General features: G+C 44.2%; 25 protein-coding genes and 1 pseudogene. 18 read left to right on the forward strand and 8 right to left on the reverse strand.

Translation table 11 applies throughout. From position 1 onward, the window contains the following. The first annotated feature begins 9 nt into the window (after positions 1–9). Positions 10–852 carry a LysR family transcriptional regulator gene (locus ABXS85_RS13615; RefSeq protein WP_353667063.1) on the forward strand — a complete coding sequence of 281 codons (843 nt, stop codon included), beginning with the start codon at positions 10–12 and terminating at the stop codon, positions 850–852. 21 nt (positions 853–873) lie between these two features. After that, positions 874–1,467, forward strand: coding sequence for a DJ-1/PfpI family protein (locus ABXS85_RS13620; protein WP_353667064.1), 594 nt, complete (start codon positions 874–876; stop codon positions 1,465–1,467). Positions 1,468–1,471: 4 nt separating this feature from the next. Here ABXS85_RS13620 and ABXS85_RS13625 read toward each other — a convergent pair whose 3' ends face one another. Further along, positions 1,472–1,753: an antibiotic biosynthesis monooxygenase gene (locus ABXS85_RS13625; RefSeq protein ID WP_353667065.1), complete on the reverse strand. Its 282-nt coding sequence runs from the start codon at positions 1,751–1,753 to the stop codon at positions 1,472–1,474. A 105-nt stretch (positions 1,754–1,858) separates the two neighbouring features. Between ABXS85_RS13625 and ABXS85_RS13630 the strand changes: the two genes are divergently transcribed. Together ABXS85_RS13630 and ABXS85_RS13635 are read left to right on the forward strand one after the other, a co-directional pair. Next, the gene (locus ABXS85_RS13630) at positions 1,859–2,293 is read left to right on the forward strand and encodes a MarR family transcriptional regulator (protein ID WP_353667066.1); all 435 of its coding nucleotides are present in this window, start codon (positions 1,859–1,861) and stop codon (positions 2,291–2,293) included. 143 nt (positions 2,294–2,436) lie between these two features. Continuing rightward, the gene (locus ABXS85_RS13635) at positions 2,437–2,859 is read left to right on the forward strand and encodes an organic hydroperoxide resistance protein (RefSeq protein WP_353667067.1); all 423 of its coding nucleotides are present in this window, start codon (positions 2,437–2,439) and stop codon (positions 2,857–2,859) included. Between the two features lie 68 nt (positions 2,860–2,927). Here ABXS85_RS13635 and ABXS85_RS13640 read toward each other — a convergent pair whose 3' ends face one another. Continuing rightward, positions 2,928–3,701: a helix-turn-helix transcriptional regulator gene (locus ABXS85_RS13640; RefSeq protein WP_353667068.1), complete on the reverse strand. Its 774-nt coding sequence runs from the start codon at positions 3,699–3,701 to the stop codon at positions 2,928–2,930. 203 nt (positions 3,702–3,904) lie between these two features. On the opposite strand from ABXS85_RS13640, the gene ABXS85_RS13645 reads away from it, so the two are divergent. After that, complete coding sequence (locus ABXS85_RS13645; RefSeq protein ID WP_353667069.1) at positions 3,905–4,918, forward strand: alpha/beta fold hydrolase; 1,014 nt, start codon at positions 3,905–3,907, stop codon at positions 4,916–4,918. Positions 4,919–4,934: 16 nt separating this feature from the next. On the opposite strand, the gene ABXS85_RS13650 is transcribed toward ABXS85_RS13645, so the two are convergent. Then, positions 4,935–6,014: a helix-turn-helix domain-containing protein gene (locus ABXS85_RS13650; protein WP_353667070.1), complete on the reverse strand. Its 1,080-nt coding sequence runs from the start codon at positions 6,012–6,014 to the stop codon at positions 4,935–4,937. Positions 6,015–6,204: 190 nt separating this feature from the next. Here ABXS85_RS13650 and ABXS85_RS13655 point away from each other — a divergent pair, with 190 nt between their 5' ends. The 4 genes from ABXS85_RS13655 to ABXS85_RS13670 all read left to right on the forward strand — a co-directional run bounded on the left by ABXS85_RS13655 (position 6,205) and on the right by ABXS85_RS13670 (position 9,463). Further along, positions 6,205–6,570, forward strand: coding sequence for a DUF805 domain-containing protein (locus ABXS85_RS13655; protein ID WP_353667071.1), 366 nt, complete (start codon positions 6,205–6,207; stop codon positions 6,568–6,570). Positions 6,571–6,580: 10 nt separating this feature from the next. Beyond that, positions 6,581–7,129: a hypothetical protein gene (locus ABXS85_RS13660; protein WP_353667072.1), complete on the forward strand. Its 549-nt coding sequence runs from the start codon at positions 6,581–6,583 to the stop codon at positions 7,127–7,129. Between the two features lie 155 nt (positions 7,130–7,284). Then, entirely contained in the window at positions 7,285–8,277 is a 993-nt protein-coding gene (locus ABXS85_RS13665; protein WP_353667073.1) for a helix-turn-helix transcriptional regulator, read from the forward strand. A gap of 61 nt (positions 8,278–8,338) precedes the next feature. Continuing rightward, positions 8,339–9,463, forward strand: a complete 1,125-nt coding sequence (locus tag ABXS85_RS13670) for a class II histone deacetylase (protein WP_353667074.1) — start codon at positions 8,339–8,341, stop codon at positions 9,461–9,463. A 74-nt stretch (positions 9,464–9,537) separates the two neighbouring features. On the opposite strand, the pseudogene ABXS85_RS13675 reads toward ABXS85_RS13670, so the two are convergent. Continuing rightward, positions 9,538–9,693, reverse strand: a pseudogene (locus ABXS85_RS13675) (IS3 family transposase); the annotation flags it as partial. Between the two features lie 335 nt (positions 9,694–10,028). Between ABXS85_RS13675 and ABXS85_RS13680 the strand changes: the two are divergent. From ABXS85_RS13680 to ABXS85_RS13690, 3 genes are all read left to right on the forward strand, one after another. Then, positions 10,029–11,087 (forward strand): hypothetical protein, encoded by a 1,059-nt coding sequence (locus tag ABXS85_RS13680; RefSeq protein WP_353667075.1) that lies wholly within the window; start codon positions 10,029–10,031, stop codon positions 11,085–11,087. A gap of 15 nt (positions 11,088–11,102) precedes the next feature. Further along, entirely contained in the window at positions 11,103–11,537 is a 435-nt protein-coding gene (locus ABXS85_RS13685; protein WP_353667076.1) for a phosphate ABC transporter substrate-binding protein, read from the forward strand. Positions 11,538–11,766: 229 nt separating this feature from the next. Next, entirely contained in the window at positions 11,767–13,386 is a 1,620-nt protein-coding gene (locus tag ABXS85_RS13690) for a methyl-accepting chemotaxis protein (RefSeq protein ID WP_353667077.1), read from the forward strand. Positions 13,387–13,477: 91 nt separating this feature from the next. On the opposite strand, the gene ABXS85_RS13695 is transcribed toward ABXS85_RS13690, so the two are convergent. Genes ABXS85_RS13695 through ABXS85_RS13710 form a run of 4 tightly spaced genes read right to left on the reverse strand, consistent with a single transcriptional unit; the run spans position 13,478 to position 16,306 of the window. Continuing rightward, positions 13,478–14,206: an amino acid ABC transporter ATP-binding protein gene (locus ABXS85_RS13695; RefSeq protein WP_353667078.1), complete on the reverse strand. Its 729-nt coding sequence runs from the start codon at positions 14,204–14,206 to the stop codon at positions 13,478–13,480. Beyond that, complete coding sequence (locus ABXS85_RS13700) at positions 14,193–14,843, reverse strand: amino acid ABC transporter permease (RefSeq protein ID WP_353667079.1); 651 nt, start codon at positions 14,841–14,843, stop codon at positions 14,193–14,195. The genes ABXS85_RS13695 and ABXS85_RS13700 overlap by 14 nt, the downstream gene beginning before the upstream one ends. Then, the gene (locus ABXS85_RS13705) at positions 14,840–15,502 is read right to left on the reverse strand and encodes an amino acid ABC transporter permease (RefSeq protein WP_353667080.1); all 663 of its coding nucleotides are present in this window, start codon (positions 15,500–15,502) and stop codon (positions 14,840–14,842) included. Before ABXS85_RS13705 ends, ABXS85_RS13700 begins: the two co-directional genes overlap by 4 nt. A 9-nt stretch (positions 15,503–15,511) precedes the next feature. Then, positions 15,512–16,306, reverse strand: a complete 795-nt coding sequence (locus ABXS85_RS13710) for a transporter substrate-binding domain-containing protein (RefSeq protein ID WP_353667081.1) — start codon at positions 16,304–16,306, stop codon at positions 15,512–15,514. 324 nt (positions 16,307–16,630) lie between these two features. On the opposite strand from ABXS85_RS13710, the gene ABXS85_RS13715 reads away from it, so the two are divergent. The 6 genes from ABXS85_RS13715 to ABXS85_RS13740 all read left to right on the forward strand — a co-directional run bounded on the left by ABXS85_RS13715 (position 16,631) and on the right by ABXS85_RS13740 (position 23,654). Continuing rightward, a complete protein-coding gene (locus ABXS85_RS13715) occupies positions 16,631–17,449 on the forward strand; it encodes a MurR/RpiR family transcriptional regulator (RefSeq protein WP_353667082.1) in 819 nt (272 codons plus the stop codon). 102 nt (positions 17,450–17,551) lie between these two features. Continuing rightward, complete coding sequence (locus ABXS85_RS13720) at positions 17,552–18,751, forward strand: amidase (RefSeq protein ID WP_353667083.1); 1,200 nt, start codon at positions 17,552–17,554, stop codon at positions 18,749–18,751. Between the two features lie 2 nt (positions 18,752–18,753). Continuing rightward, positions 18,754–20,331 (forward strand): gamma-glutamyltransferase, encoded by a 1,578-nt coding sequence (locus ABXS85_RS13725; RefSeq protein ID WP_353667084.1) that lies wholly within the window; start codon positions 18,754–18,756, stop codon positions 20,329–20,331. Positions 20,332–20,361: 30 nt separating this feature from the next. After that, entirely contained in the window at positions 20,362–21,180 is an 819-nt protein-coding gene (locus tag ABXS85_RS13730; RefSeq protein ID WP_353667085.1) for a sulfite exporter TauE/SafE family protein, read from the forward strand. Between the two features lie 9 nt (positions 21,181–21,189). Next, the gene (locus ABXS85_RS13735) at positions 21,190–22,422 is read left to right on the forward strand and encodes an alanine--glyoxylate aminotransferase family protein (RefSeq protein WP_353667086.1); all 1,233 of its coding nucleotides are present in this window, start codon (positions 21,190–21,192) and stop codon (positions 22,420–22,422) included. Beyond that, the gene (locus ABXS85_RS13740) at positions 22,422–23,654 is read left to right on the forward strand and encodes an allantoate amidohydrolase (RefSeq protein WP_353667087.1); all 1,233 of its coding nucleotides are present in this window, start codon (positions 22,422–22,424) and stop codon (positions 23,652–23,654) included. Before ABXS85_RS13735 ends, ABXS85_RS13740 begins: the two co-directional genes overlap by 1 nt. Positions 23,655–23,656: the final 2 nt, after the last annotated feature.

Below are 23,656 nucleotides of genomic sequence, written 5' to 3' on the forward strand. Positions count from 1 at the left end.
AGGTAAATAGTGGATACGGAATTACTCAAAACCTTAGTGGCGATTGTCGATCATGGCAGTTTTCAGCGTGCAGCCATGCAGACTTTTCGAACGCCTTCTGCCATCAGTATGCAAATGAAGCGTTTGGAAGAGCAAGCGGGTACGCCTTTGTTTATCAAACAAGGTCGTGAGCAAGTACTGACAGAAGATGGACAGCGTTTAGTGCATTACGCAAGGCGCATTTTGCAGCTTCAGGAGCAGGCCTTACTGTCACTCAAAGGCCCACAACAAGGTGTATTGATTAACCTTGGTTGTCCAAATGATTATGTGGCGAATTTATTGCCTTTGATCATGGCGACCATGGAAGAGATGGTACCAAAACTCAGATTTCGTATTCGCACTGGTACTTCCATTGAGTTGCGAGACATGATGGACAAGGGAGAAGTGGATCTGGCTTTGGTGACGCGCACCCCAGGCAGTGATGAAGGGTTATCCTTGTATCAAGATACGGGGGTATGGGTGGCCAAAAAAGGCTTTGATTGGCAAAAACATCTGTCGCCATTGAGTTTGGCCTTGTACGAGCCAGGGTGTAAATTTCACTCCAGTGCCATCGATGGTTTGCAAAAGAAAGGTGTTGATTATCACCTGTATTGTGTCACTTCTAATCTGGCGTTAATCGAAAGTTTATTGGTCGCTGAAAAAGCCATTTCCGCCATTGCGAGTGTCAGTGTTAGCGATCAGCTAGAAATCATTGATAGCGATGTATTACCGCATTTACCTGCCATTGAAATCGCTTTCAGTCGCTCGGCAGCGGCACCAGAGTGGCTCACCATCAAATGGATTGAAGAAGTCATCGTCAAGATACAATCTTAATATTGAGGCAAAAGGGTTACTGTGAAGAGCATTAAAGTAGGCATTTATCTGTATGAATGGGCTGAGGTGTTGGACTTTTCTGGCCCATTCGAGGTGTTCACCACCGCATCCAGAGTCAGTAAAGAGACGCCTTTTGAGGTGTATCTTATTAGTGAAGATGGGCAAAGGGTTTCTGCCCGAGCAGGTTACAAGGTGCTAGCGGATTATAGTATTGAAAATCATCCTGAGCTGGATGTACTGATCGTCGTGGGAGGGGATCATACTCAGGAAATGCATAAAACCCCTGTGCTGGAATGGATAGCACAGCAAGCATCGCAAGTGACTTGGCTAGCTTCTGTGTGTACGGGGGCGTTTCTATTGGCCAATGCGGGGGCGTTACGGGATAACAAGGTTACCACCCATTGGGATGATATTGCGGACTTACGCAAATTGCATCCACAGCTTGAGGTAATAGAAGGTGTGCGTTGGGTGCAGCAGGGCAAACAGCTAACCTCAGCGGGCATTTCCGCTGGTATCGACATGAGTTTGCAGATGGTTAGCTTGTTACACAGTGAAGCATTGGCCGAAAAAACCGCTCGAGTGATGGACTTTGACTGGACAAAAAATGCTCGCTAATGAATTACTCACTGTGTGAAACACTATAAAAACGTTCCACATTACGGGCAACGTCTCCCCAGTGAGATTCTTTGACGCGGGCCTGATGAAGGTCAAAAGCGGCCTGATCAATAAATTCTTCATAGACCTCGTAACGCAACGGATTATGTTGATTAGGGGTGACCTTAAACGTCAGGCAGCCAGCTTCTTCTCTTGTTAGCTTAATGTGTTCTTCTAAGGCTTGTTGTACATCTGCTAAATCTTGTTGTGGCACTAAGATGTGCCCTGATAATGTAATTTTTGTCATTTTGATACCTATTTATTCTTACTCTTCATTCTAATGCGTCGACATGAAAGTTTCGTTAAACTTACTATTCTTATTGCAATAACTGACGATAAAATTTGAGTATCAATGAAATCAGATAACCCATTATTACTGGATAATCAGCTGTGTTTCGCCTTGTATTCTACGTCTCTGGCGATGACTCAGTTCTATAAAGAGCCCTTGGCTAAGATAGGATTAACCTATCCACAATACACCATAATGCTGATTTTGTGGGAACAAGATGGTGTTAGCTTGAAACACATTGGGCAAGCATTAGGACAGAAATCTGGTGCGCTGACTCCCGTGATTAAGCGTATGGAAGCCGATGGCTTGGTAAAGCGTTTACGTGGTGTTGAGGACGATCGCAGCCTGAGTATCGCCCTTACAGAAAAAGGTATTGCCTTACGTGAACAAGGTTTGGAAGTGAATCGATGTGTCGCAGAAGCTTGCGGCATTGAAATGCGTGAAGTGATTGCCTTGCGAGAGCAGTTAAATCGATTAAAAGCACAATTAATAAAATAAAGGTTGTGTGATTATGATTATCGCGATAACATAAATCCATTAGCTCAACTTTTGAGCTTTTATTTTACACTTATTATTATCGCGATAACTATTTTTGAGATAACCATTTCTAGATAGTTTTTTCTTAATTAAGGAGTCATGTTATGCAAGCAGTATATAAAGCAACAGCTGTTACTACCGGTGGTCGTGATGGCCGTTCGGTCTCTTCTGATAACCGTCTTGATGTCGCCTTGAGCACACCAAAAGAATTGGGTGGTGCTGGTGGTGAGGGTACTAATCCAGAGCAATTGTTTGCGGCGGGTTACTCAGCTTGTTTTATTGGGGCATTAAAGTTAGTTGCCGGTCAGCAAAAAGTGGCATTGCCAGCAGATTTAACGGTGACAGCCACCATTGGTATTGGTCCAAATACCAAAGGCGAAGGTTTTAGCATCAGTGCTGATATGGAAGTTAATCTTCCCGGCATCGCAAAAGACCTTGCTGAGCAATTAGTGGAATCGGCTCATAAAGTATGTCCTTACTCTAACGCGACACGTGGCAACATTGATGTGAATTTTGACATCAAATAAGACTTCGATGTCTTTAACATCCCTCTTAAAATCCCCTAAGAACTCACCTTCTTAGGGGATTTTAGCGATCATTTTTGATTTAAAATGGCTTTTAAATCGTCACTGGAGGTCGGAACTAAAGACACTTTGAGCTGAAACGGTTTAAACATCTTATTGATGATTTCCGCTGTATAGTTGCCTTTATCGTTTTCCACTTCTGATAGGGTCTTACGTGAGACACCGGTTAATTCAGTGTAGGCTTCTTGTCTTAAACCTAAGACTTTAACGCGCAATTCTCTTAAGGCTTTACCTTGGCTGATATCACCTGTGAGTAAACGCCTTACTATATCTTGTGTGGCAATGCTTTGTTCTTGCTCTGTTAAGGCGGCTAAATTTTTGGAAGCCCGTTGGCGATTGGCATTGTCCACCAAGGCTTGAATATCCTCGACCGTTGGCTTGCGACGAGAACGGCGGACGGTTCGACGAGGTGAGCTTGTTTCATTAGTAGAGGTGGTCTCATTCGCAGAGGTAGCCAAGTTTTTATCCACTTGAATGGGTTCCGCGGTATGATCGACCACCTCGATAGCAGGTGCATCCTTGTCGTTTATTACTGGTGTGTTTGTGGTGGTCAGGAGCGGTTTGTCTTGTGGTGTAGCTTGGCTTGGCTTGGCTTTTTTGTTTTTTTTATGGGATGCCGTGGTATTTTTTACCGCTGACTTTTTTTCTTTATCCGCCTTTTTAGCCTTTTCTTCTTTTTTGGCTTTCAGCTTGGCTTGTTTCTTTTTCTTCACTTCTGCCTTTTTGCTTTTGACTTTTGGCTTTTTCATCGGCTGAGGGCTATCGAGTTGATCTTTCATTTTCATACTTGCTGCACTCCATTCAGATGGTTTAATTACCTAAGGCTAAAAGAATAAGATGACAAATAAGTAACAAAACAAAGTATATATCATGAAAAAAATCTTGCTCATTACGTCCTTGATCCTGATTTAGGACGTCAGATAGGATTTTTCACATCATATTCCTCCTATTCATGAAGAGTTTGGTGATGTTTTTAAGAGGGCATGTGATGAAAACGATAACCTGTGTAATTGCAATTTTAATCTCGAGTCTGGCTTTTGCTAAGGGCTCAATAGCCGTTGGATTTGATCAGATCATTTTGTATGCAGACAGTGATAGACCATTAAAAACCAGCCTTTGGTATCCAACCACTGAGTCCTTTCCAAAGGACTTGATTGCGGATAATAGAGCGTTTGCTGGTACTAGGGTGGTGCGTATTGGTCAACCAGCGAATGGCTCTTATCCTTTGGTGGTCATGTCACATGGTTATCGGGGCAATTGGCGCAATCAGAACTGGTTGGCTATGAAGTTGGTGCAAGCGGGTTATATCGTTGCGGCAGTAGACCATCCGGGCACGACATCCTTTAATCATGATCCCAACTTGGCTAAGCAATGGTGGGCAAGACCCGGTGATATCTCGCGCTTGTTGGATTGGTTATTAGAGCGTTCGGATTTAAGGCGTCATCTTGATCCTCAACGTATTTCAGCTATTGGGCATTCATTAGGCGGTTGGACCGTGATGGCATTAGCGGGGGCTAAAGTTGATATTGAGCAACTTGCTGAGGCTTGTCGGCCAACTCCAAATTCTCGTGTTTGTGGTTTGCGTGGCGAGTTTGGCATGTTGGAAGCTTCAGAGTCGGCTCATAATAACTTGAAAGACTCGCGCATAAAAAAACTTGTGTCGCTGGATTTGGGCTTAGCAAAAAGCTTTTCTTTACAAAGTTTGTCCGAGCTAACAAGACCAACGCTTATTTTGGCCGCGGGTATCGACATAGGGGATTTGCCCCAGCAGCAAGAATCGGGTTTTTTGGCCCAGTACTTACCACAACAAACGACCCAATATAAGGTGTATTCAAACGCCTCGCATTTTAGTTTTATGCAGTTGTGTAAACCCGGTGCGATTGAGTTACTGGAAGAGGAAGTGCCCGGTGACGGTATTATTTGTTTAAATGAGCCGAATACCTCGCGTGAGGCGTTACACGATACTATTTTCCAAGACATATTGGCCTTCCTGTCTTCTTGATCATCCTTTTACCTGATTAGTTTGGGCTTGCCTCATCATCCAGTGAACATGAGCGTCGAAAGGCGCTTGGTGTTTGCTGAGTCACCCGAGCAAATTCCCGATTAAAGTTGGATTTGGTTTGAAAGCCAGAGTCCAGATAAACCTGAGTAATGCTCTTATCGCTTTCCAGTAATAATTGCTTGGCTCGTTCAATGCGATATTCATTGACTACCTGCGAGACATTGCGGCCATGTATTTGATTCACCGCCATGGAAATCTGTCGCGCAGGTATCACCATCTTTCGTGCCAACCTATCCAGTGTTAAATCAGGATCCAGAAAACTTTGTTGAGAGGCAAAAAGAGCATCGAGCTGATCAACTATCTTTTGTGCCTCTGCTGAGGTCAAACTCAACGCGGTTTTTTCTTTCTCATTAGCTTGACCTGTTTCCGTATTGGGTGCTGACTTGACGTCCTGCTCATTGGTGTTGGTTACCATACTTTGGCTGAATAAAATCACTGAACAGGCCAAAATAGGCAGCAAGGTAGCGTGACCAATGGAGAGAATAACAATGGCATGCTGGCCTTGAAACAGGACGAAATCGAGTGCCAAGGCGGCGTCGATGCAGGCCGATATTAATAGCATGATACCTGCTGCACGTTCTGCCCCTATGGCTTTACTCATATCGGAAAAGCGCACTTGTTGCGGGAGGTCATTTGATGACAGCGACCTTCTTAATAAAGCAATGCCATAGACACAATATAAAAAGGTTAGAAATGGGTCGATCGGTACGTGCCAAGCGGGATAACCAAATGATGCCATTGATACTAACACTGGAGGTAGTAAATGTAGCCATGTTGTAAAACGAGGCGGGTTCTGTCCAAAGCGACGAAAACAAAACCAGGCTGTCATGGGAATACAAGCTGCCAAAATGGGTTGCAGTAGACGAAAAATTGGCCATTCGAAGGTCCATCGTAAACCGACGATTGTGGTGGTGACGGCACACAAGCTGACAAAGATAAAAGCCAACCCAGTGGTGTCTTCCCGTCGAATAAACAGCAAGATGGCCAGTATGCCCAGCAAAAGAGCAACAACAAAGGGTAATGGTATCGCAATCATCTCTTATTTCCCAGGTGACATCAGATGATGGCCATTATGACCTAAAACCTGATTCAGTACGTCCTAAATCCTGATCTAGGACGCCTAACGCACTCTGTCTCCTTATCTTTTAGTGACACCAGCAAGCCAAAGCGTGTTTGTCACCAAGGTGTTGCTGATGATTCTACTTTGTTTGTTAAGGAGAAGAAAAATGCTGTCTTTTTATTTTGATGCTTGGGTTAAATACTGTGACTTTTCTGGCAAAGCATCACGTCAGGCGTTTTGGATGTTTGTCTTAGTAAATCTAATGATTTCTGCTGTGCTGAGTTTGTTGGAATGGACTTGGCCATCCGCTTGGCGATTAGAGGCGCTTTATGGTCTGGCTATTTTTCTGCCTATGTTGGCCATTACCGTTAGAAGATTAAGAGATACCCAACGTTCGGCTTGGTGGTTGGCCGTGATCATGATACCTGCATTTGGCATGCTCATATTGTGGATACTTCTGGCCATGCCCGGTCAGTCTGACTCAGCAAAGCCTAAGCAAGATACTTTTCCACAAAATTCGTCTGTTCAGTAAGGAGGCTATTATGTTTTATGTGAACAAAAGTGCCCACTTATCCACTCGGTTATTCTCTATTTTTCTATTAATTGGGCTAACGGCTTGCCAAGCTGAGAGTGACACGGCATTGGTAGAAAAAACATTTCAAAATCCACAACTGCAAGCTGTGATTCATATTCCTGAACCTAAGATGGGCAGCTTGTTCAACTTACGAGGTATGGCCGGAAAAGGGGAGTTAATTGCCAGAAGCATTTCACAGACGTGTGTAGCCATGCCAGTGCGATTTGCCGCTGGAGATTTTGGCGGTAACACTGTGTCCGTTGCACAGGGACAAAATTTAGAACTGCACATTTACGATAGAGAATTGGTTGCTAAACTGTTGGCGGGCAATAAAATCACCAGTGAAGATTATCACCTGACCGCAGCAAGCGATCCTCATAGTATACAAACAGGAATGCAGATAGAAGCAGGCATAAGCAGAGATTTTGGCTTTGTCATTAACCCTAGGAAATGGTCTTGGACTGGCTTATTTGGCATTAATAAGCGATCAGTCTCCTGTGAGCAATTATCGTTTTAACTCAATTATCGTCTTAAGTCTGGTAAATAGGCGTTGAACATAAGCCATTATGATTGATGGCTTATTTATCATAATCTCCCCGCCCATATGTACGGTGCTTTTCTTTGGTTGCTTGGGTATGCTGGAAGGGAATTTCTTAGTCATTAGGTGACAAGATGTCCACAAATCAAGACAACAAAACCCTATCCGCTGAGCATTTGTCTGCGTTCAGTACGTGTGTGTTTGATTTCTATCAGATTGCCAGACAAGTGCCATGCGATGAGTTTCAACATGTGGTGTTGCAACGATTATCCAAATTAGTAAATTTCAGTTCCGCATGGTGGGGAAGAAGTAATGTCTTGATGGATCGACCTCGTTATTTACACAGTGCTTTTCTTTATGCGCTACCGGATTCTTACCTAGATGATTGGGAGAGGATTCAGCAGTATGACGCGACGATTGACCGTGCATTTGAACAGCCTGAGAAAGCGATTTTCATTGATTTAGCAAACGACACGTCTATCTCATCGGAATTGGTTGCATTAGGGAAATGTCATGGTTTTGATCAGATTGCTTGCGTTATGCAATTTGAGGAATTGATGTTGAATACCCGTCATTTAAGTTTATATCGAAAGGGAGATGCTTTCTCGACAGAAGAATTAGGCTTGATTGAAAACCTTATGCCTCATTTGATCTTAGCCTTAGAGATGAATCAGATACGAAGCACTTATATGTCGGTATTAAGTGCCAATCAGCGTTCGCCTGTGGCCCTAGCAGTCACTTCCCCAGAAGGTCTGCTACAAAGCGCAGAACCTTCTTTTATACAAGCACTTCGAGGCGAATGGCCAAATTGGCGTGGGCCAAGATTGCCATTTTCCATTGAGTTAACCAAGTACCGTGGCAACACTTTATCTATTGATATTAAGCATACAGAAGAGCATTGCTTATTGCTTATTCGAATACATGAGATGGTAGAAAGGTTGAGCCAGCGAGAATTAGATGTGGCGCGTCTTTTTTCGTCGGGACGGACTTATAAAGAGATTGCTTCAGTACTGAGTTTGTCACCACATACTGTGCGTTACTACCTAAGGAATATATACAGCAAATTAAATGTGAATGGCAAAGCGGATCTGGTTCGTTTGATGGTGACTAAGGACGCTCTGCAGTAAAGGGTCTTACTAATTTATGGTTTTTTATTAACAATTAAAAAAGTAAAAGGAATCGATAGACATGTCTACAGAAACGGGTTTTTTTAGTGATGAAAAATGTTTTTGGCACATTGGCGGAAATTTTGTTGAAGTGTTACCTGTTGGTGGTTGGGTGCAACCTTCGTCGGGAAGCGGTTTGGCTGAGGCGCCAGAGACAAAACGTCGTTTTCGTAATCTATTGGAAACCAGTGGTTTACTAGAAAAGCTTGTTACAGGAAAAGCGGCTCCTTTGAATCAAGAAGATTTATTACGAGTACATACCAAACGATACTTAGATGAATTTAAAACATTAAGTGATCAAGGCGGTGGTGTACTTGATCCAACGGCTCCGATGGGGCCGGGAAGTTTTGAGATTGCAAAAACGTCAGCAGGATTGGTTTATGCGGCTGTTGAGTCTGTTATGAGAGGACAGTTAGCGAATGCTTACGCACTGTCGAGGCCCCCAGGTCATCACTGTTTACCGGATCAAGCAATGGGTTTTTGCTTTTTATCAAATATTGCCGTAGCAATTGAGAAAGCCAAAGCAGACTTAGGGCTACAAAAGGTCGCTGTTATAGATTGGGATGTGCATCATGGAAATGGTACACAAGCAGCTTTTTATGAGCGTGCGGATGTGTTCACTGTTTCCATTCATCAAGATGCTTGTTTCCCACCAGGTTACAGTGGTGATAAGGAATTTGGGGAAGGAGCTGGCAAGGGTTATAACCTGAATATTCCGCTTCAGCCTGGTGCAGGTCATGAGGTTTATCAATACGCATTTGAAACTATGATACTGCCTGCTTTGCGTGAGTATAAGCCAGATTTGATTTTGGTTGCTTCTGGTTTTGATGCCAGTGGTTTGGATCCATTAGCAAGAATGTTATTGCACAGTGAATCTTATCGCTGGATGACTGAAGCAGTAAAATCAGTTGCTGAGGAAGTGTGTAACGGACGCTTAGTGATCGCTCATGAAGGTGGCTATTCTGAAGCCTACGTGCCTTTTTGTGGATTGTCTGTTGTAGAAACATTAGCGAACACAAAAACACAAGTAGAAGACCCGGCTTTAGCATTGCTGAAATTGCAACAGCCGAGTGACCGTTTTAATCGCTTTCAAAAAGACTTGCTTGATGAGCAAGTAAAACATTGGCAGGCGGTTAAATTCGGTTAAAGACGAAAGAAGGCGCGAACAAGGTCATCAGACTTGTTCGCGTAATCCTGCCCTTTTTTAATGCATCTCAAAAGAGCCATTAGAGGTGGCTTACCTGTGTTGGCTGTATGTGGCTTTTCTTATGGTAAAACCATAGCCATTTTGTTGCAGAGTCTTGTACTCCTTCAAGGGAATCAAACAACCCATCCATATCTTGCCGTTCGATTATATTGCTGAGCATTTTGCTGAGGATTATCTGCCTGAATAAGACAAAGGGTAGCTGAATTTTTATGTTTCTTTAATGAATTTACACCGAATTTTAAGTGAAAAAATTAATTTACTTTATATTGTGAATTAAAAAATTCAGTACTGATCAAATAAATAATGAGAATGATTGATATTAAATTTGTTTTAACTTCATGGTTTACTTATGTTTTTAACTTTTAGCCATTAAAAATTTCAAATTATTATATTAATGAACATAACCTAATATAAAAATTACATTTATTATCCATGTTTTTGCACTATCTATACTAAACTCAAAGTGGAAATTATCAAAAACCATTATAGCTTAGGAGTTAAGCTCATGGATAAAAGAAACTTGAAAAGACTGGTTACACTTTTGAGCGTCCCTCTCGTATGCAGTCTTCCAATTAATGTTACTGCTTCAGATAAAATAATTTGGGGTGGCTACTTTTCTGCTGGTGTTGGTAAAACAAATAAAGAGGATACTTCTTATAATACTCCCGTCGGTGGTACCGATTTTGATGACAGTGTGTCATTTGAACCGCTCACCAGAATAGGTTTACAAGGCATTATACCTATCGATGATAATATGAGAGGAACTTTTCAGATAACGGGTCGTAACGACAGTGTTACCAGTACTTCTAGCACGAATGGCAAGAAATTTAATGCGGAGTTTGAGTGGGCAAATATCACATATGATGTTTCTGATGAATTATCTCTCCAAGCGGGTAAGTTTGTCTTGCCAGTTTATTACTATTCCGATTTCTATAATGTGGGCTTGGCTTACGATTGGGTTGCACCACCTGCAGAAGTGTATGTAGCTCCCAGTGCAACGGAAGGTGTATTAGCTCGTTACAGCACTTATGTGGGGGATTATGAACTCACTGCACAGGCCTGGAGCAGTGCTTACACAGGTGTCGGTATTCAAGAGAGAGATGTCCTTGGTATGGCTTTATCCTTTGGGAAAGAGGAGTTGTTATTCAGATTTATGACGCTTGAGGGCGAACTGAAATTTAACGCTGCCGGTGATTATACTGATTTTCAATATACAGCATTTGCTCTTGTATCAGAAATCGGCAATTTTAGATTTGTGAGTGAACTTGCAACGGCTGATGTTGATAATAATACAGACGCAAGAGACAGTTGGTATGCATCCGTAGCTTATCGTTTGGGTAAATTTACCCCTGTCCTAACTTACAGCACTAATGAAGATAATCCTTTCTTAAGCTCTCAATCACCTTCTTATTTTTATGCTAAAGAGGCTTACACTTATGGTTTATCTTATGAGTTATCAATACAGTCCAAGCTTAAGCTAGAGTACAAAGATATTAAGATGGATGATGAATCGGAAAATGCATCGCATAATTTGATTTCAGCTTCTATTGATACAGTATTTTAAAGGGAGGGGGGAAAAATGAATAAGTTTAAATTAAGCTGTTATTCAATAGTAGTCAGCGCTGCACTTACTGTTTTTTCAACATTTAGCTTTGCTGAGGTTGTGGTGATTGTAAATCAAAATAACGCCAATACCCTAAGTGAATCTGATGTTGAAAAACTATTTTTAGGTAAAACAAAGAGATACCCAAGTGGTGACACAGCTATTCCAATTAACCTTCCTGAAGGCAGTGCTAACAGAAGCTTTTTTAACAATAAGCTTATTGGCAAATCGGATAGTCAAATGAAGTCATATTGGTCAAAAATGGTATTTTCAGGTAAGGCCGTTCCACTCACAGAAGTGGACACGGATAAAGAAGTTGTTGATCTTGTCCAGTCTAATCCAAATGCTATTGGTTACATTGATTCTGCTAGTGTGACGGACGGTGTTAAAGTTGTCTTATCACTAGAATAACAGAATGTTAAAGAAAGGTGCGCATAAGTCGTCTAAGCTCGTTTTATTCTTTGTTAAGTGACTCGTAAATATGTTCAATATTTACGAGTCACTTGCTTCGAATAAAACAAATTATCCACACGCTGCAGAAAGAGGCTTATTCTCACCTTCCTAAATATGAAAGCGAAGGGATTTGCCAAGCACTTATGGATTTATCAAGTGCCCAAGGAATATTGTATAAGGTTACGATATGTTGTTATTTAATAAGTTATCAATATCAAAGAAATTGTTGATTATCCCATTGTTAGGTTCATTAACATTTTTGATTTATCTTGGTGTGATTACTCAAAGTTCGCTAGCAAATATTGCGCTTTTAAAAAACGTAGCCGATGTCGAGTATCCAGCATTAATGGATAGTAAAAATGTACTCTTTCAATTGGAGAAGGTGAGAGATAATTTAAGTAATGCGGCGATTACTGGAGATGAAGATACATTAGCCACAGCGGCGGAACAAGCCGAACAGATTCGATCCATGCTAAGTGGTATAAAACAGATTAACCCGTCATTAGTATCAGGGGCAGATTTGTTGCTAGAAGACTTTGCCAAGTATTACGACTTAGCATATGGCGTGTCTGACGCTATGGTACAAAACACGTTTGACTTTGCCGAAGGCCAACAGCAAATTCAAGCCATGAATCAGAACTATGACTCGATTTATCAGGCTGTACAGGCATTTCAGGATGAACGCTTGAATTCGTTTCAGTCCTCCATTGCTGCCACTGAAAAGGCCAGTGAACGAATGATCATAGTCGGAGTCATTATGGCCGTCATAACCATGGCGATCATGTTTGGTGCCTCTATACCCATAGTTGCTAGTCTGAAAACCAATCTCAATAAATTGGTTAAATCCCTCAAAGATATTGCCCAAGAAGATGGTGATTTAACGGTTCGGTTAAAAACACGCAGTAAAGATGAACTTGGGGATCTTGTTTATTGGTTCAATCAGTTTATGGGGAAATTACAGGGCGTTGTTAAAGATATTGTGGATACGACCGCGCCGCTTTCTAACCTAGCTGCTAATCTGCATTCATTAACTCGTTCCGCTCAACAGACAGTGGATATTCAACGAGAGTCTACTCGTAATGCGAAAAAAGCGGTCGATGACATGAATGAAAGTGTGGCCAGTATTGCTGAAAATGCGAATATTGCGACTCAGGCAACAGGTGATGCTTCTAAAGCGACGGATGAAGGACAACAAACGGTTAAAAAAACCATCGATCAAATTTTAGAATTGGATAAAAATATTACGGAAACAGAAGCAACGGTAAAACAACTTGAAGCGGGTTCAAACCAAGTTGGGGACGTGTTAGATGTGATTAAAAGCATTGCTGAGCAAACCAATTTGCTGGCGCTAAATGCTGCCATTGAAGCTGCCAGAGCGGGTGAGTCTGGTCGTGGTTTTGCAGTTGTTGCCGATGAGGTGAGAAATTTAGCCTCAAAAACACAGGAATCAACGGATCAAATACAAGATACCATTCAGCAACTCCAGTCAGCCGCAATGACAGCAACAAATGGAATTACACAAAGCTCTAAGTACGCAAGTTCAAGTGTCGAAACCGTTAATATGGCGGGCGACAGTCTTGAACAGATTACAGAGTATATGGGCAAAGTAGCTTCTGTTAACAAACAGATATTTACATTGACTGCTCAGCAGCAGAATGTTGCAAAACTGATTAATGACAGTGTGGATGATATTGACAGTCGTACCAAAGAAACCTCGCGCAGTTCAAGCGAATTGTCGTCATTAGGGGCGGAACTTGCTGAATATGCGAAACACTTAGACCATGTTGCTGGCCAATTCAAAGTATAGGGTTTGATCTAATAAAGTGGGCTCAACCCATCTGCGTGAGACTGAAACCAACATCTAGTTTATTGGTTTCAGTCTCACCGTTTTTGGTTAGTTACAAAACCGCGCCAATAAATTGTTTTAGCTCATCCGTTTGTGGACTAGACAATAATTGCTTGGAATCGCCTTCTTCCCATACTTTACCTTGATGCATAAAGACGACTCGGTTGCCCACATCACGTGCAAAGTTCATTTCATGGGTGACCAAAATCAGCGTCATACCCTCTTCAGCCAGTTGTTCCAATACCTTTAATACTTCACCAACTAATTCAGGATCAAGGGCTGAAGTGATCTCATCACACAGTAAGACTTTGGGAGACATGGCAAGCGCCCGAGCGATGGCAACACGTTGCTGTTGACCCCCAGACAGCTTCTCTGGATAGCTGTCGAACTTCTCGGCTAAGCCCACTTTTTCAAGCATGGCTTTAGCGATTGCAGCGGCTTGTGTTTTACTTTTCTTCAAGACAATGGTTGGCGCTAACATAATGTTCTCACCGACTGTCATATGTGGAAAAAGGTTAAAGTTTTGGAAGATCATCCCCACACTCAAGGCCAAACGACGAACTTGAATGTCTTCGCTGGTGACTTCATTGCCATCAAGGGTGATGCCACCTTGTTGGTATTCTTCTAGCCCATTGATGCAGCGTAATAAGGTGCTTTTGCCGGAGCCGCTTTTGCCTATGATGGACACCACTTCACCCGCTTGAATATCGAGATCAATGCCTTTAAGAACATGGTTGTCACCATAATATTTATGGACCTGGTGCAAATTAACGAGAGACATGGAATTTTTTCTCCAAATGCTTGCTGTACAGAGAAAGTGGGTAGCAAAGGGCAAAATAAATCAGTGCCACAAGAGCAAACACTTTAAAAGGTTCGAAGGTCGCATTATTGAGCATGGTACCAACCTTGGTGAGCTCAACGAAACCGATAATGGACGCCAAGGCTGTGCCTTTTATGACCTGCACAGAAAAGCCAACTGTAGGCGCTAAAGCCACACGAATGGCTTGTGGTAAGATAATAAAACGCAAGGTTTGTAAGAAACTCAATCCTAAACAGCGACTGGCTTCCCATTGACCTTTGGGTAAGGTATCGATGCATCCTCGCCATATCTCCACCAAAAAGGCGCTGGTGAAGAGGGTTAAAGAAAGAATCGCTGCGCTCCAAGCAGATATTTCGTAGCCCAGCATAGATAAGCCGAAGAAGCAGAGAAACATCTGCATCAATAGAGGCGTGCCTTGGAATAGCTCGACATACAGGTGAACGCACTTTTGTACCAGTGAGTTACGCGTTAATCGTGCGGCAGTGAGTGCTAGGGCCACACTGGTGCCACCCACAAAGGCCGCTAATGACAGCAAGATGGTCCATTGGGTTGCGAACAACAAATTGCTAATGATGTCGTAATTCGAGAACTGAATCATTTCACCTCCCGATACGCAAACAAGCGTTTGCCAATTTGATTGAAGATAAAACGTAGAGCAATGGCGAGCACCAAATACAGCAGGGCGGTGACTAAATAGCTTTCGAAAGCTCGAAAGTTACGCGATTGCACCAAATTGGCTGCGTAAGTTAGATCTTCTACCGAAATTTGTGAAATGACCGCGGAACCTAGCATCACAATGATGCATTGACTGGTGAGAGCAGGGTAAATTTTCTCAAACGCGGGAGTGAAAATAACCCGAGTCAGGGTTTGTCGAAAATTCATGCCCAACACCTTAGCGGCTTCGATTTGGCCTTTAGGAATACTACTCAGGCCAGCACGAATAATTTCTGTGCTGTAAGCCCCGAGATTGATGGTCAAGGCGATCATACTGGCTTGCCAAGGGGTCAATTTTAGACCAATGGCGGGTAAACCAAAGAAAATAAAGAAAAGTTGTACAATAAAAGGTGTATTACGAATTAATTCAACGTAAACGGCAACAGTACGCTGGCTGACTTTGTGGCCGTATTGGCGAATGGCTGCGCAGCCCGTACCGAGTGCAATGCCTAACGCTGTGGTTAAAATGGTGAGTTCAACAGTGGTCAAAAGACCACTGAGGAACACGTCTGTGTATTGCAATAGGTCAGAAAAATGCAACATGTCTGAACCTTAAGCACCAAAACCTTTTGGCAGTGGGGCTTTAAGCCATTTCATGGAGATTTTATCCAATTCACCTGAGACTAGGGCTTGTTGAATCAGTTCATTCACTTTCGCTTGTAGAGCGGTTTCACCTTCGGCCATACCGATATAGCAAGGAGAATCTTTCAACATGAATTTGGCTTCAGGGGCTTTGCTTGGTTGACGTTTTGCGATTTCTGTTGCAACCAAGTTGCCCGTGGCAATCAGGCTTACCTGACCGGATAAGTAGGCGGTTAGGGTTGTGTTGTTGTCCTCAAAACGACGAATGTTTACCGACTTAGGTGCATTTTTTTCCAATTCCAAGTCTTCAACTGAGCCGCGCGTTACGCCCACCGTTTTCCCTGCTAGGCCGGCCATGTTGTCGACCATTACCTTTTTGTCACCAAATACGCCTAGGAAGAAAGGGGCATAAGGAGTAGAGAAGTCGATGGCTTTTTCACGTTCAGGGTTTTTGCCTAAACTGGAAATCACCAAATCCACTTTTTTAGTTTGTAGATAAGGGATACGGTTCGCACTGGTGACGGGAATAATTTCCAGTTTCACATCAAGTTGGTCGGCAATGTAGTTTGCCATGTCTACATCTATGCCTTGTGGTTTTAGGTCCGTACCAATGGAGCCAAATGGCGGAAAGTCTTGTGGTACGGCAATACGAATGGTGTTGCGCTCTTGAATATCTTGCAGCACATCTGCATTCGCAATAATAGCGGTGCTAAAACAAGCGGTTAGAAAAAAGGTTTTACTAAGTAATTTAACAATGCGTTTCATGGATTAGGGGTCCTTATTTAGTTTTGTTTCAGTTGATTGAATGCCTGAAACGCAATTTGCAACACTTGTGCCAAAGTGAAACAAAAGTTTCTTAAAACTTGGTTTCTGTAACAACATCATCATTTTTGTTTTTAACAAAACCAATAAAGTGCGGTCTCATGGTCTGATTTGAGCCCTTAATAGGTGGTTTTTGAGTTTTATTGGTGCGCATGGCTTTAAAATGGTGCAGATTCTTTTAAGGCGATTTAAAGTCTGTCTTGTTGTTGGCAGTCAAACGAGAATCGATTAACTTATTGGCAATATTGATAAGATTGAGGTGTCCAAGTGACCACAAAGCAGGATGTATTATCCCTGATCGAAAAGAATTATCCTTCGTTATCATCGTCGGCTCGTGCCATTGCCAATTACCTTCAACAAAATCCCTTGGCAATTGTGAGTCAAACCTCTGCCGAGATTGCGGACAATACCAACACCTCAAAAGCCACCGTCAGTCGTTTCTTTCGTCAGCTTGGTTATGATTCACATCAAAGTGCCAAGCAGGCGCAATTGGCTTTGCGTGAAAGTGGCGTCCCCATTTTTACCCAAGGCTCGTCGCTGGATCAGACGGAACAAGAGCTGAAAAATTTGTCTTTGACCTTTGAGGGGTTGCGTTCGGAAAGCTTAAACGAGATTTGTCATCGTCTTGCGCATGCCAGTCGCGTTACCTTGATTGGTTTTCGAAATGCTTATCCACTGGCGCTGCATTTTCGTCAGCAACTGCAGCAAGTACGTCAATCGGTACGTTTATTGCCTCAGCCTGGACAAACCTTGGGTGAAGATCTGCAAGACATTCTTGATGATGAAGTCATTGTGTTGCTTGGTTTTCGTCGTCGAACCCGTCAGTTCAAACAGATAGTCGATGCATTAGAAGGTCGAACAACGCTTTTGATTACGGATCCGACTGGGCAAATTTATAATCAGCAGGTGACGCATGTGTTGGTGTGTCATTTGGGTAATGAGAGTCCGTTCGACAGCTATGCGGCGCCCATGAGCTTGATTTCCATGCTGTGCAATCGGGTGTATGCCAGTTTAGGCGATCATGCCCGTAAACAGACTAAAGACATTTCTGCCTTATATGAAAAGCTCGATGAACTGGAGCCTTAATTCTTTGCTGACGAAACAGTAAAAGTGATTAAGAGGTTTTCGTTTCAGTTGACAAATCTCTGAAACGATTGTTTCATAGATTCTATAGTTAAGAGGAAAGCTATGAAACATTTCATTGTACCAAATCCATTTCTAGACCTAGACGAAAGTGCTTTTGTCGCGCCTGAAAACAGAGTCGGTCAAGGTATTTTGTCGGGTCTGAAGCTGGCTGTGAAAGACTTGTTTCATATGCAAGGATTGCCGACTACGGCAGGCAATCCGACTTGGCTGGCAACTCATCCTATTGCCGATAAAACCGCTTCCAGTGTGAGTCAATTATTAGCTCATGGCGCGCAATTTGTCGGCAAAACCATTACTGACGAATTGGCATACAGTCTCAATGGACAAAATATTCATTACGGTACGCCAGAAAATCCGCTGAGTCCTAATCGTTTACCCGGAGGTTCCAGTTCTGGTTCGGCGGTTGCCGTGAGTCTAGGTTTGGCCGACATAGGTTTGGGGACGGATACTGGCGGATCCATTCGAGTTCCAGCCAGCTATCAAGGTTTGTTTGGTTTACGACCAACGCATGGTGTGATTGCGGCGGATAACATGGTCGCCTTAGCGCCCTCGTTTGATACTGTGGGTTGGGTGTGCAAGTCTTTGAATGTTATGATAAAAACAACCCAAGTCTTGCTGCCAAAAAGTGCTCAAACTCTCACCGATAAATCCGCCTTTAAAGGCATCTTGATCGCCGATAATTTGCTGCAACAAGCGGCTCATCATGACGCGTTACAAACCTGTCTACAAACTTGGCGCGATGCGGGTAAATTACCCACCGAAGACAATATTGAAATTGACACGCAAACTTGGCAAGCCAGCGCTACCTTTCGCACCTTGCAAGGGGCGGAAATTCGTCAAGAGCACAGCCAATGGATTGACGATGTAAAACCTGTGTTTGCCCCGGATGTGGCAGGGCGTTTTGCATGGTGTGACACCTTATCTGAGAAAGAAATTGAACAAGCTAACAAGCAACGAACCGCGTTTTCTGAGTGCTTGTGTCAGCAGCTAGAAAATAAGGTGTTGATGCTTCCCACAACGCCGGGTCTGGCGCCATTATTTTCCGCTTCAGATCAAGAGCTTGCAGATTACCGTAATCAATTAATGGATCTGACTGCCATTGCAGGGTTAGCGGGTTTACCGCAATTGCATTTGCCGGTATGTGAACTGGATGGTGCACCTTGTGGCTTGTCTTTAGTTGGCCCGAAAGGTAGTGAGCTTGCTCTTATCGACATGGCACAGTATTTATTGGAGACACAATAACAATGACAAGATCTCAAGTTGCCTTTACCGCCCCGCATTTTAAAGCGGCTCAGGCAGGTCAAAATATTCTTCAGCAAGGCGGCACAGCAATCGAAGCCATGGTCGCCGCTGCCGCTACGATAGCTGTGGTCTACCCTCACATGAATGGTTTAGGCGGTGATGGTTTCTGGTTAATCAGTGAACCAGGTAAAGAGCCCATTGCCATTGATGCGGCCGGCGTATCGGCGCAGCTGGCAACAAGAGACTTTTATCAAGGTGAGCATGTTATTCCAAGTCGAGGGGGTAAAGCGGCTTTGACTATGGCTGGTGCTGTGGCAGGTTGGCAAGAAGCCTTAACCATGAGTGCTAATTGGCAAGCGAGTTTGCCCTTAGAGGCTTTGTTGGCGGATGCCATTCATTGGGCTAAAGCGGGCAGTGAGGTCACTGAGAGTTATGTGGCCGCTGGTAATAAAACCCATGCCGATTTATCACCTTTTGCAGATTTTGCTGCTTTTTTAAAGCAAGGTGAAAAGTATGAAGTGGGCGATTTGTTATGCATGCCCAAACTGGCTGAAACCTTAGAAACCTTGGCAGCAAAAGGTTTAAGCGATTTTTATCAAGGAGAGATTGCAGCGTCTTTGGCGAAAGACCTAGAAGCAGCGGGTTCTCCAATTCGTTTGGCCGATTTTCACCAATACCGCGCTCAGCGAGTGACACCTTTGAGCGTAACGACCAGTCAAGGTAAGTTATACAACTTACCTGCACCCACCCAAGGCATTGCCTCGCTGTTAATTCTCGCCTTGTATGATCGTTTGTATGAGCAAGCCAATGACGATGTTGATATGGCGCATTTGCTGATCGAAGCCACCAAACAAGCCTTTATCGCTCGTAATAATAATGTGACCGATGTAACGCGCGTACCTACTGACTTAGCCACAATGTTAAGCGAAGCGTCATTAGAGACCATGTTACAGGAAATCGCTTTAAACAAAGCGCAAGCTTGGCCCCATGTAGCCAAACCGGGTGACACCATTTGGATGGGCGCATGCGACAGTGAAGGACGCATGGTGAGTTACATCCAAAGTTTGTATTGGGAATTTGGCAGCGGGGTAGTAAGCCCTGCCACGGGGATTGTTTGGAATAATCGTGGCTCATCTTTTTCTTTAGACGCAAATTCGTTGCAAGCTCTTGGCCCTAATTTGAAACCTTTCCATACATTGAACCCTGCTTTTGCTGAGTTGAAGGATGGTCGTCGTATTAGCTATGGCACCATGGGAGGAGAGGGGCAACCACAAACCCAAGCGGCCTTGTTTAGTCGCTATGTGTATCATCATTTGCCTTTGGAGCAGGCCATTAGCCAAGGTCGCTGGTTGTTAGGGCGCACTTGGGGAGACGAAAGTCATAACTTAAAACTAGAACAGGATTTTGCTAACCGTGCTGCCAGTATCTTAGAAGATCGCGGTCATGATCTGGTTGTGGTGGAATCTTGTAATGAATTAATGGGGCACGCTGGTGCCGTGGTATTACACCCAAGTGGTGATGCTGAAGCCGCGACAGACCCAAGAAGTGATGGCCGCGCCATTGTTAGTAATTTAGCTTAGTAATTATTTGATTTAGGAGTAAAGAGCAAAATGTCATTCATAATGGAAAACTATGCCATGATTCTCGCCATGATGGCCACGGGTGTAGTGGGCGGAATTTTAGCCGGTCTACTGGGGGTTGGTGGCGGTATTGTCATAGTGCCGGTGTTGTTCTTTCTCTATCAAGGGTTAGGTGTCAGCGCTGATACAGCTATGTTGGTCGCTACCGCCACCTCCTTGGCCACCATTATTCCGACTTCCATCAGTTCGATTCGCGCTCACAAAGCAAAAGGTAATGTGGATTTTGATCTGTTAAAACGCTGGGGATTCTTTATTTTTGCCGGTGTTATGGTGGGCAGTTTCTTAGTGACTCGTGTCGAGGGGGAATGGTTAACCCTCTTGTTTGGCGTGATCGCCACCTTGTCAGCGTTGAACATGCTATTGGGCAAAAAAGACAGCCTGTTTAAATCCTTGCCGGGTACGGCAGGTCAAAGTGTCATGGCCACCTGTGTTGGCTTTTTCAGTTCTATGGTAGGGATTGGCGGCGGTACGCTTACTGTGCCTATGCTGACGTTTTGTAATTACCCTGCGCATCGTGCGGTTGGTACGGCGGCAGCAGTGGGTTTGATTATTTCCTTGCCAGCCGCATTAACCATGTTGATCTTTGGCCAAACGCCTATCGACTCGCCGTTCGGTACCGTGGGATTGGTAAATCTTATTGGTGCGGCTTGTATCATTCCGCTGACTGTCTTGTTCGCGCCTGTTGGTGCTGGTTTGGCCCATCGTTTGGACGCCGCTAAATTGAAGAAAGTATTCGCCATCGTGCTGATTTTTACTGGCATCAAGATGCTTTACCAAGTTTTGGTGTAGGAGTTTATTATGCAACCTTTGACGCTTCCTCCTAGATTGTTAATGGGCCCAGGCCCAATCAATTGTTATCCGCAAGTCTTGTCGGCGATGTCGACGCAACTGGTTGGTCAGTACGATCCGACCATGACTCGCTATATGAATGAAGTCATGTCCTTGTATCGTCAGGTTTTTAACACGCAAAATGAGCAGACTTTTTTGATTGATGGTACGTCTCGCGCAGGGATTGAAGCGGCTTTGGTGTCTTGTCTTGAACCGGGCGATAAGGTGTTGATTCCGATTTTTGGCCGCTTTGGACATTTATTGGCGGAAATCGCAGAGCGCGCCGATGCGCAAGTGCACACCATTGAAGTACCTTGGGGGCAGGTATTTGACCCTCAACACATTGAAGATGCCATTAAGCGAGTGAAGCCTAAGCTGTTGGCCATAGTGCAAGGTGATACTTCCACGACAATGTTGCAGCCTTTGGAAGAACTGGGTGCGATTTGTCGTGCCCACGATGTGTTGTTTTATACGGATGCCACCGCGTCTATTGCAGGCAATCCATTTGAGACCGATGCTTGGCAAGTGGATGCGGTCACCGTGGGTTTGCAGAAATGCCTGGGCGGCCCTTCTGGCAGTGCGCCAATCTCCATGAGTGAGCGCTTTGTGGATGTGGTGCGTAAGCGTCATCATGTGGAAGCGGGCATTCGAGACAGTCACCATCAAGATGCGCAAGGCCCGCGCATCCGATCTAACTACTTTGATCTCTCTATGATTATGGATTATTGGGGTGAAGAGCGTCTTAATCATCATACCGAAGCGGCAACCATGCTGTTTGGTTCCCGCCAATGTGCCATTGAGTTGCTGCGTGAGGGGCAAGATGCTGTGTTGAAACGCCATCAAGTGGCAGGCGATGCTATGTTGCAAGGCATTCAAGCTATGGGGTTGCAAGCTTATGGGGATTTGCAGCACAAGATGAGTAACGTGGTTGGGGTTCATATTCCTGAAAAAGTCGATGGGGAACGCATCCGTCATGACATGTTGCAGATTTTCAACATCGAAATTGGCACCAGCTTTGGCCCGCTAAAAGGCAAGGTATGGCGCATTGGCACCATGGGTTATAACGCCCGCCAAGACGCTGTATTGCATACCTTGCAGTCTTTGGAGACCGCATTGCGTCGCGCTGGCTTTGGTCTTGTTGCTGGCGCGGGTGTGGATGCAGCCATGGCCGTTTATGCCGCGCAAACTCATGGAGAAGCGTGATGATGGATTATGCCAAAATCGCTGAGCAAGTGATGTTGCGTTGCGATGAACTTGGTAAGATCAGTCAATCGGATGAGTATTTGGATCGTCGTTATCTGACGACTCAACACCAGCAAGCGAATGATTTGGTGGCGAGCTGGATGCAGCAAGCTGGCATGAGTACTTGGCAAGATGCGGCGGGTAATTTGTGTGGTCGATTGGCATCGAAACAGCCAGATGCCCCTACTTACTTGTTAGGCAGTCATTTGGACACGGTTCCCAATGGTGGTAAGTACGATGGCATGTTGGGGGTGTTGGCACCACTTTGTTTGCTGCAGGCTTGGCATCAAGCGGGTGTAGAGCTGCCTTTTCATTTGGACTTAGTCGGTTTTGGTGACGAAGAGGGCACGCGTTTTCGTTCTACCCTGTTGGGCAGTCGTGCTTTAACTGGCCAATGGCCTGAGAGTTGGGCTGAGTTGACCGATCAAGATGGCATTAGTCTGCGTCAGGCCATGCAAGCGTTTGGCTTGGCGTTTGATCAGGTACATCAAGCCAAGATCGACACAACATCTTTATTAGGCTACTTGGAATTACATATTGAACAAGGCCCTGTGTTGGAAGACAAAAATCTGCCTGTTGGCGTGGTAACCGCCATTGCTGGTGCCAAGCGTTATGCGTTAACTGTCACTGGGATGGCGGGACATGCAGGCACAGTCCCTATGGCCTTGCGTCAAGATTCTTTGTGTGCGGTCAGTGAAATGATCTTGACGGTAGAAAAAATTGCTCTGCAACATGGCATAGTGGCGACGGTCGGACAAATTAACAATCGCCCTAATGGTGTTAATGTTATCTCAGGTTCGACGCAGTTTTCCCTCGATATCCGCAGTGAATTTGATGATCAGCGTGATGCAGCTCTACAGCAGATTATGACAGCAATGGAAGCCATTGCGGCACGACGTAAAGTGCAACTCAGTATGGAGCAAACTCATGCGGCCAACGCCGTACATTGTGATCCAAGATTACAAGATGTTTTGTCGAACGCTATTCAAGCAACAGGCTACGAGGCGCTTACTTTGCCTTCAGGCGCTGGGCATGATGCCATGGCCATTGCGGATATTTGCCCGGTCGCTATGTTGTTCATGCGTTGCGATAAAGGGATCAGCCATCATCCGGCTGAAGCCGTTTTAGAGGAAGACGTGGCCGTGACCCTTGCCGTCTTAGATAAGGCTATTCGACAATTACCCATTGAGTAAAT

It is taken from the genome of Marinomonas sp. THO17 (genome assembly GCF_040436405.1).
Lineage (GTDB): Bacteria > Pseudomonadota > Gammaproteobacteria > Pseudomonadales > Marinomonadaceae > Marinomonas.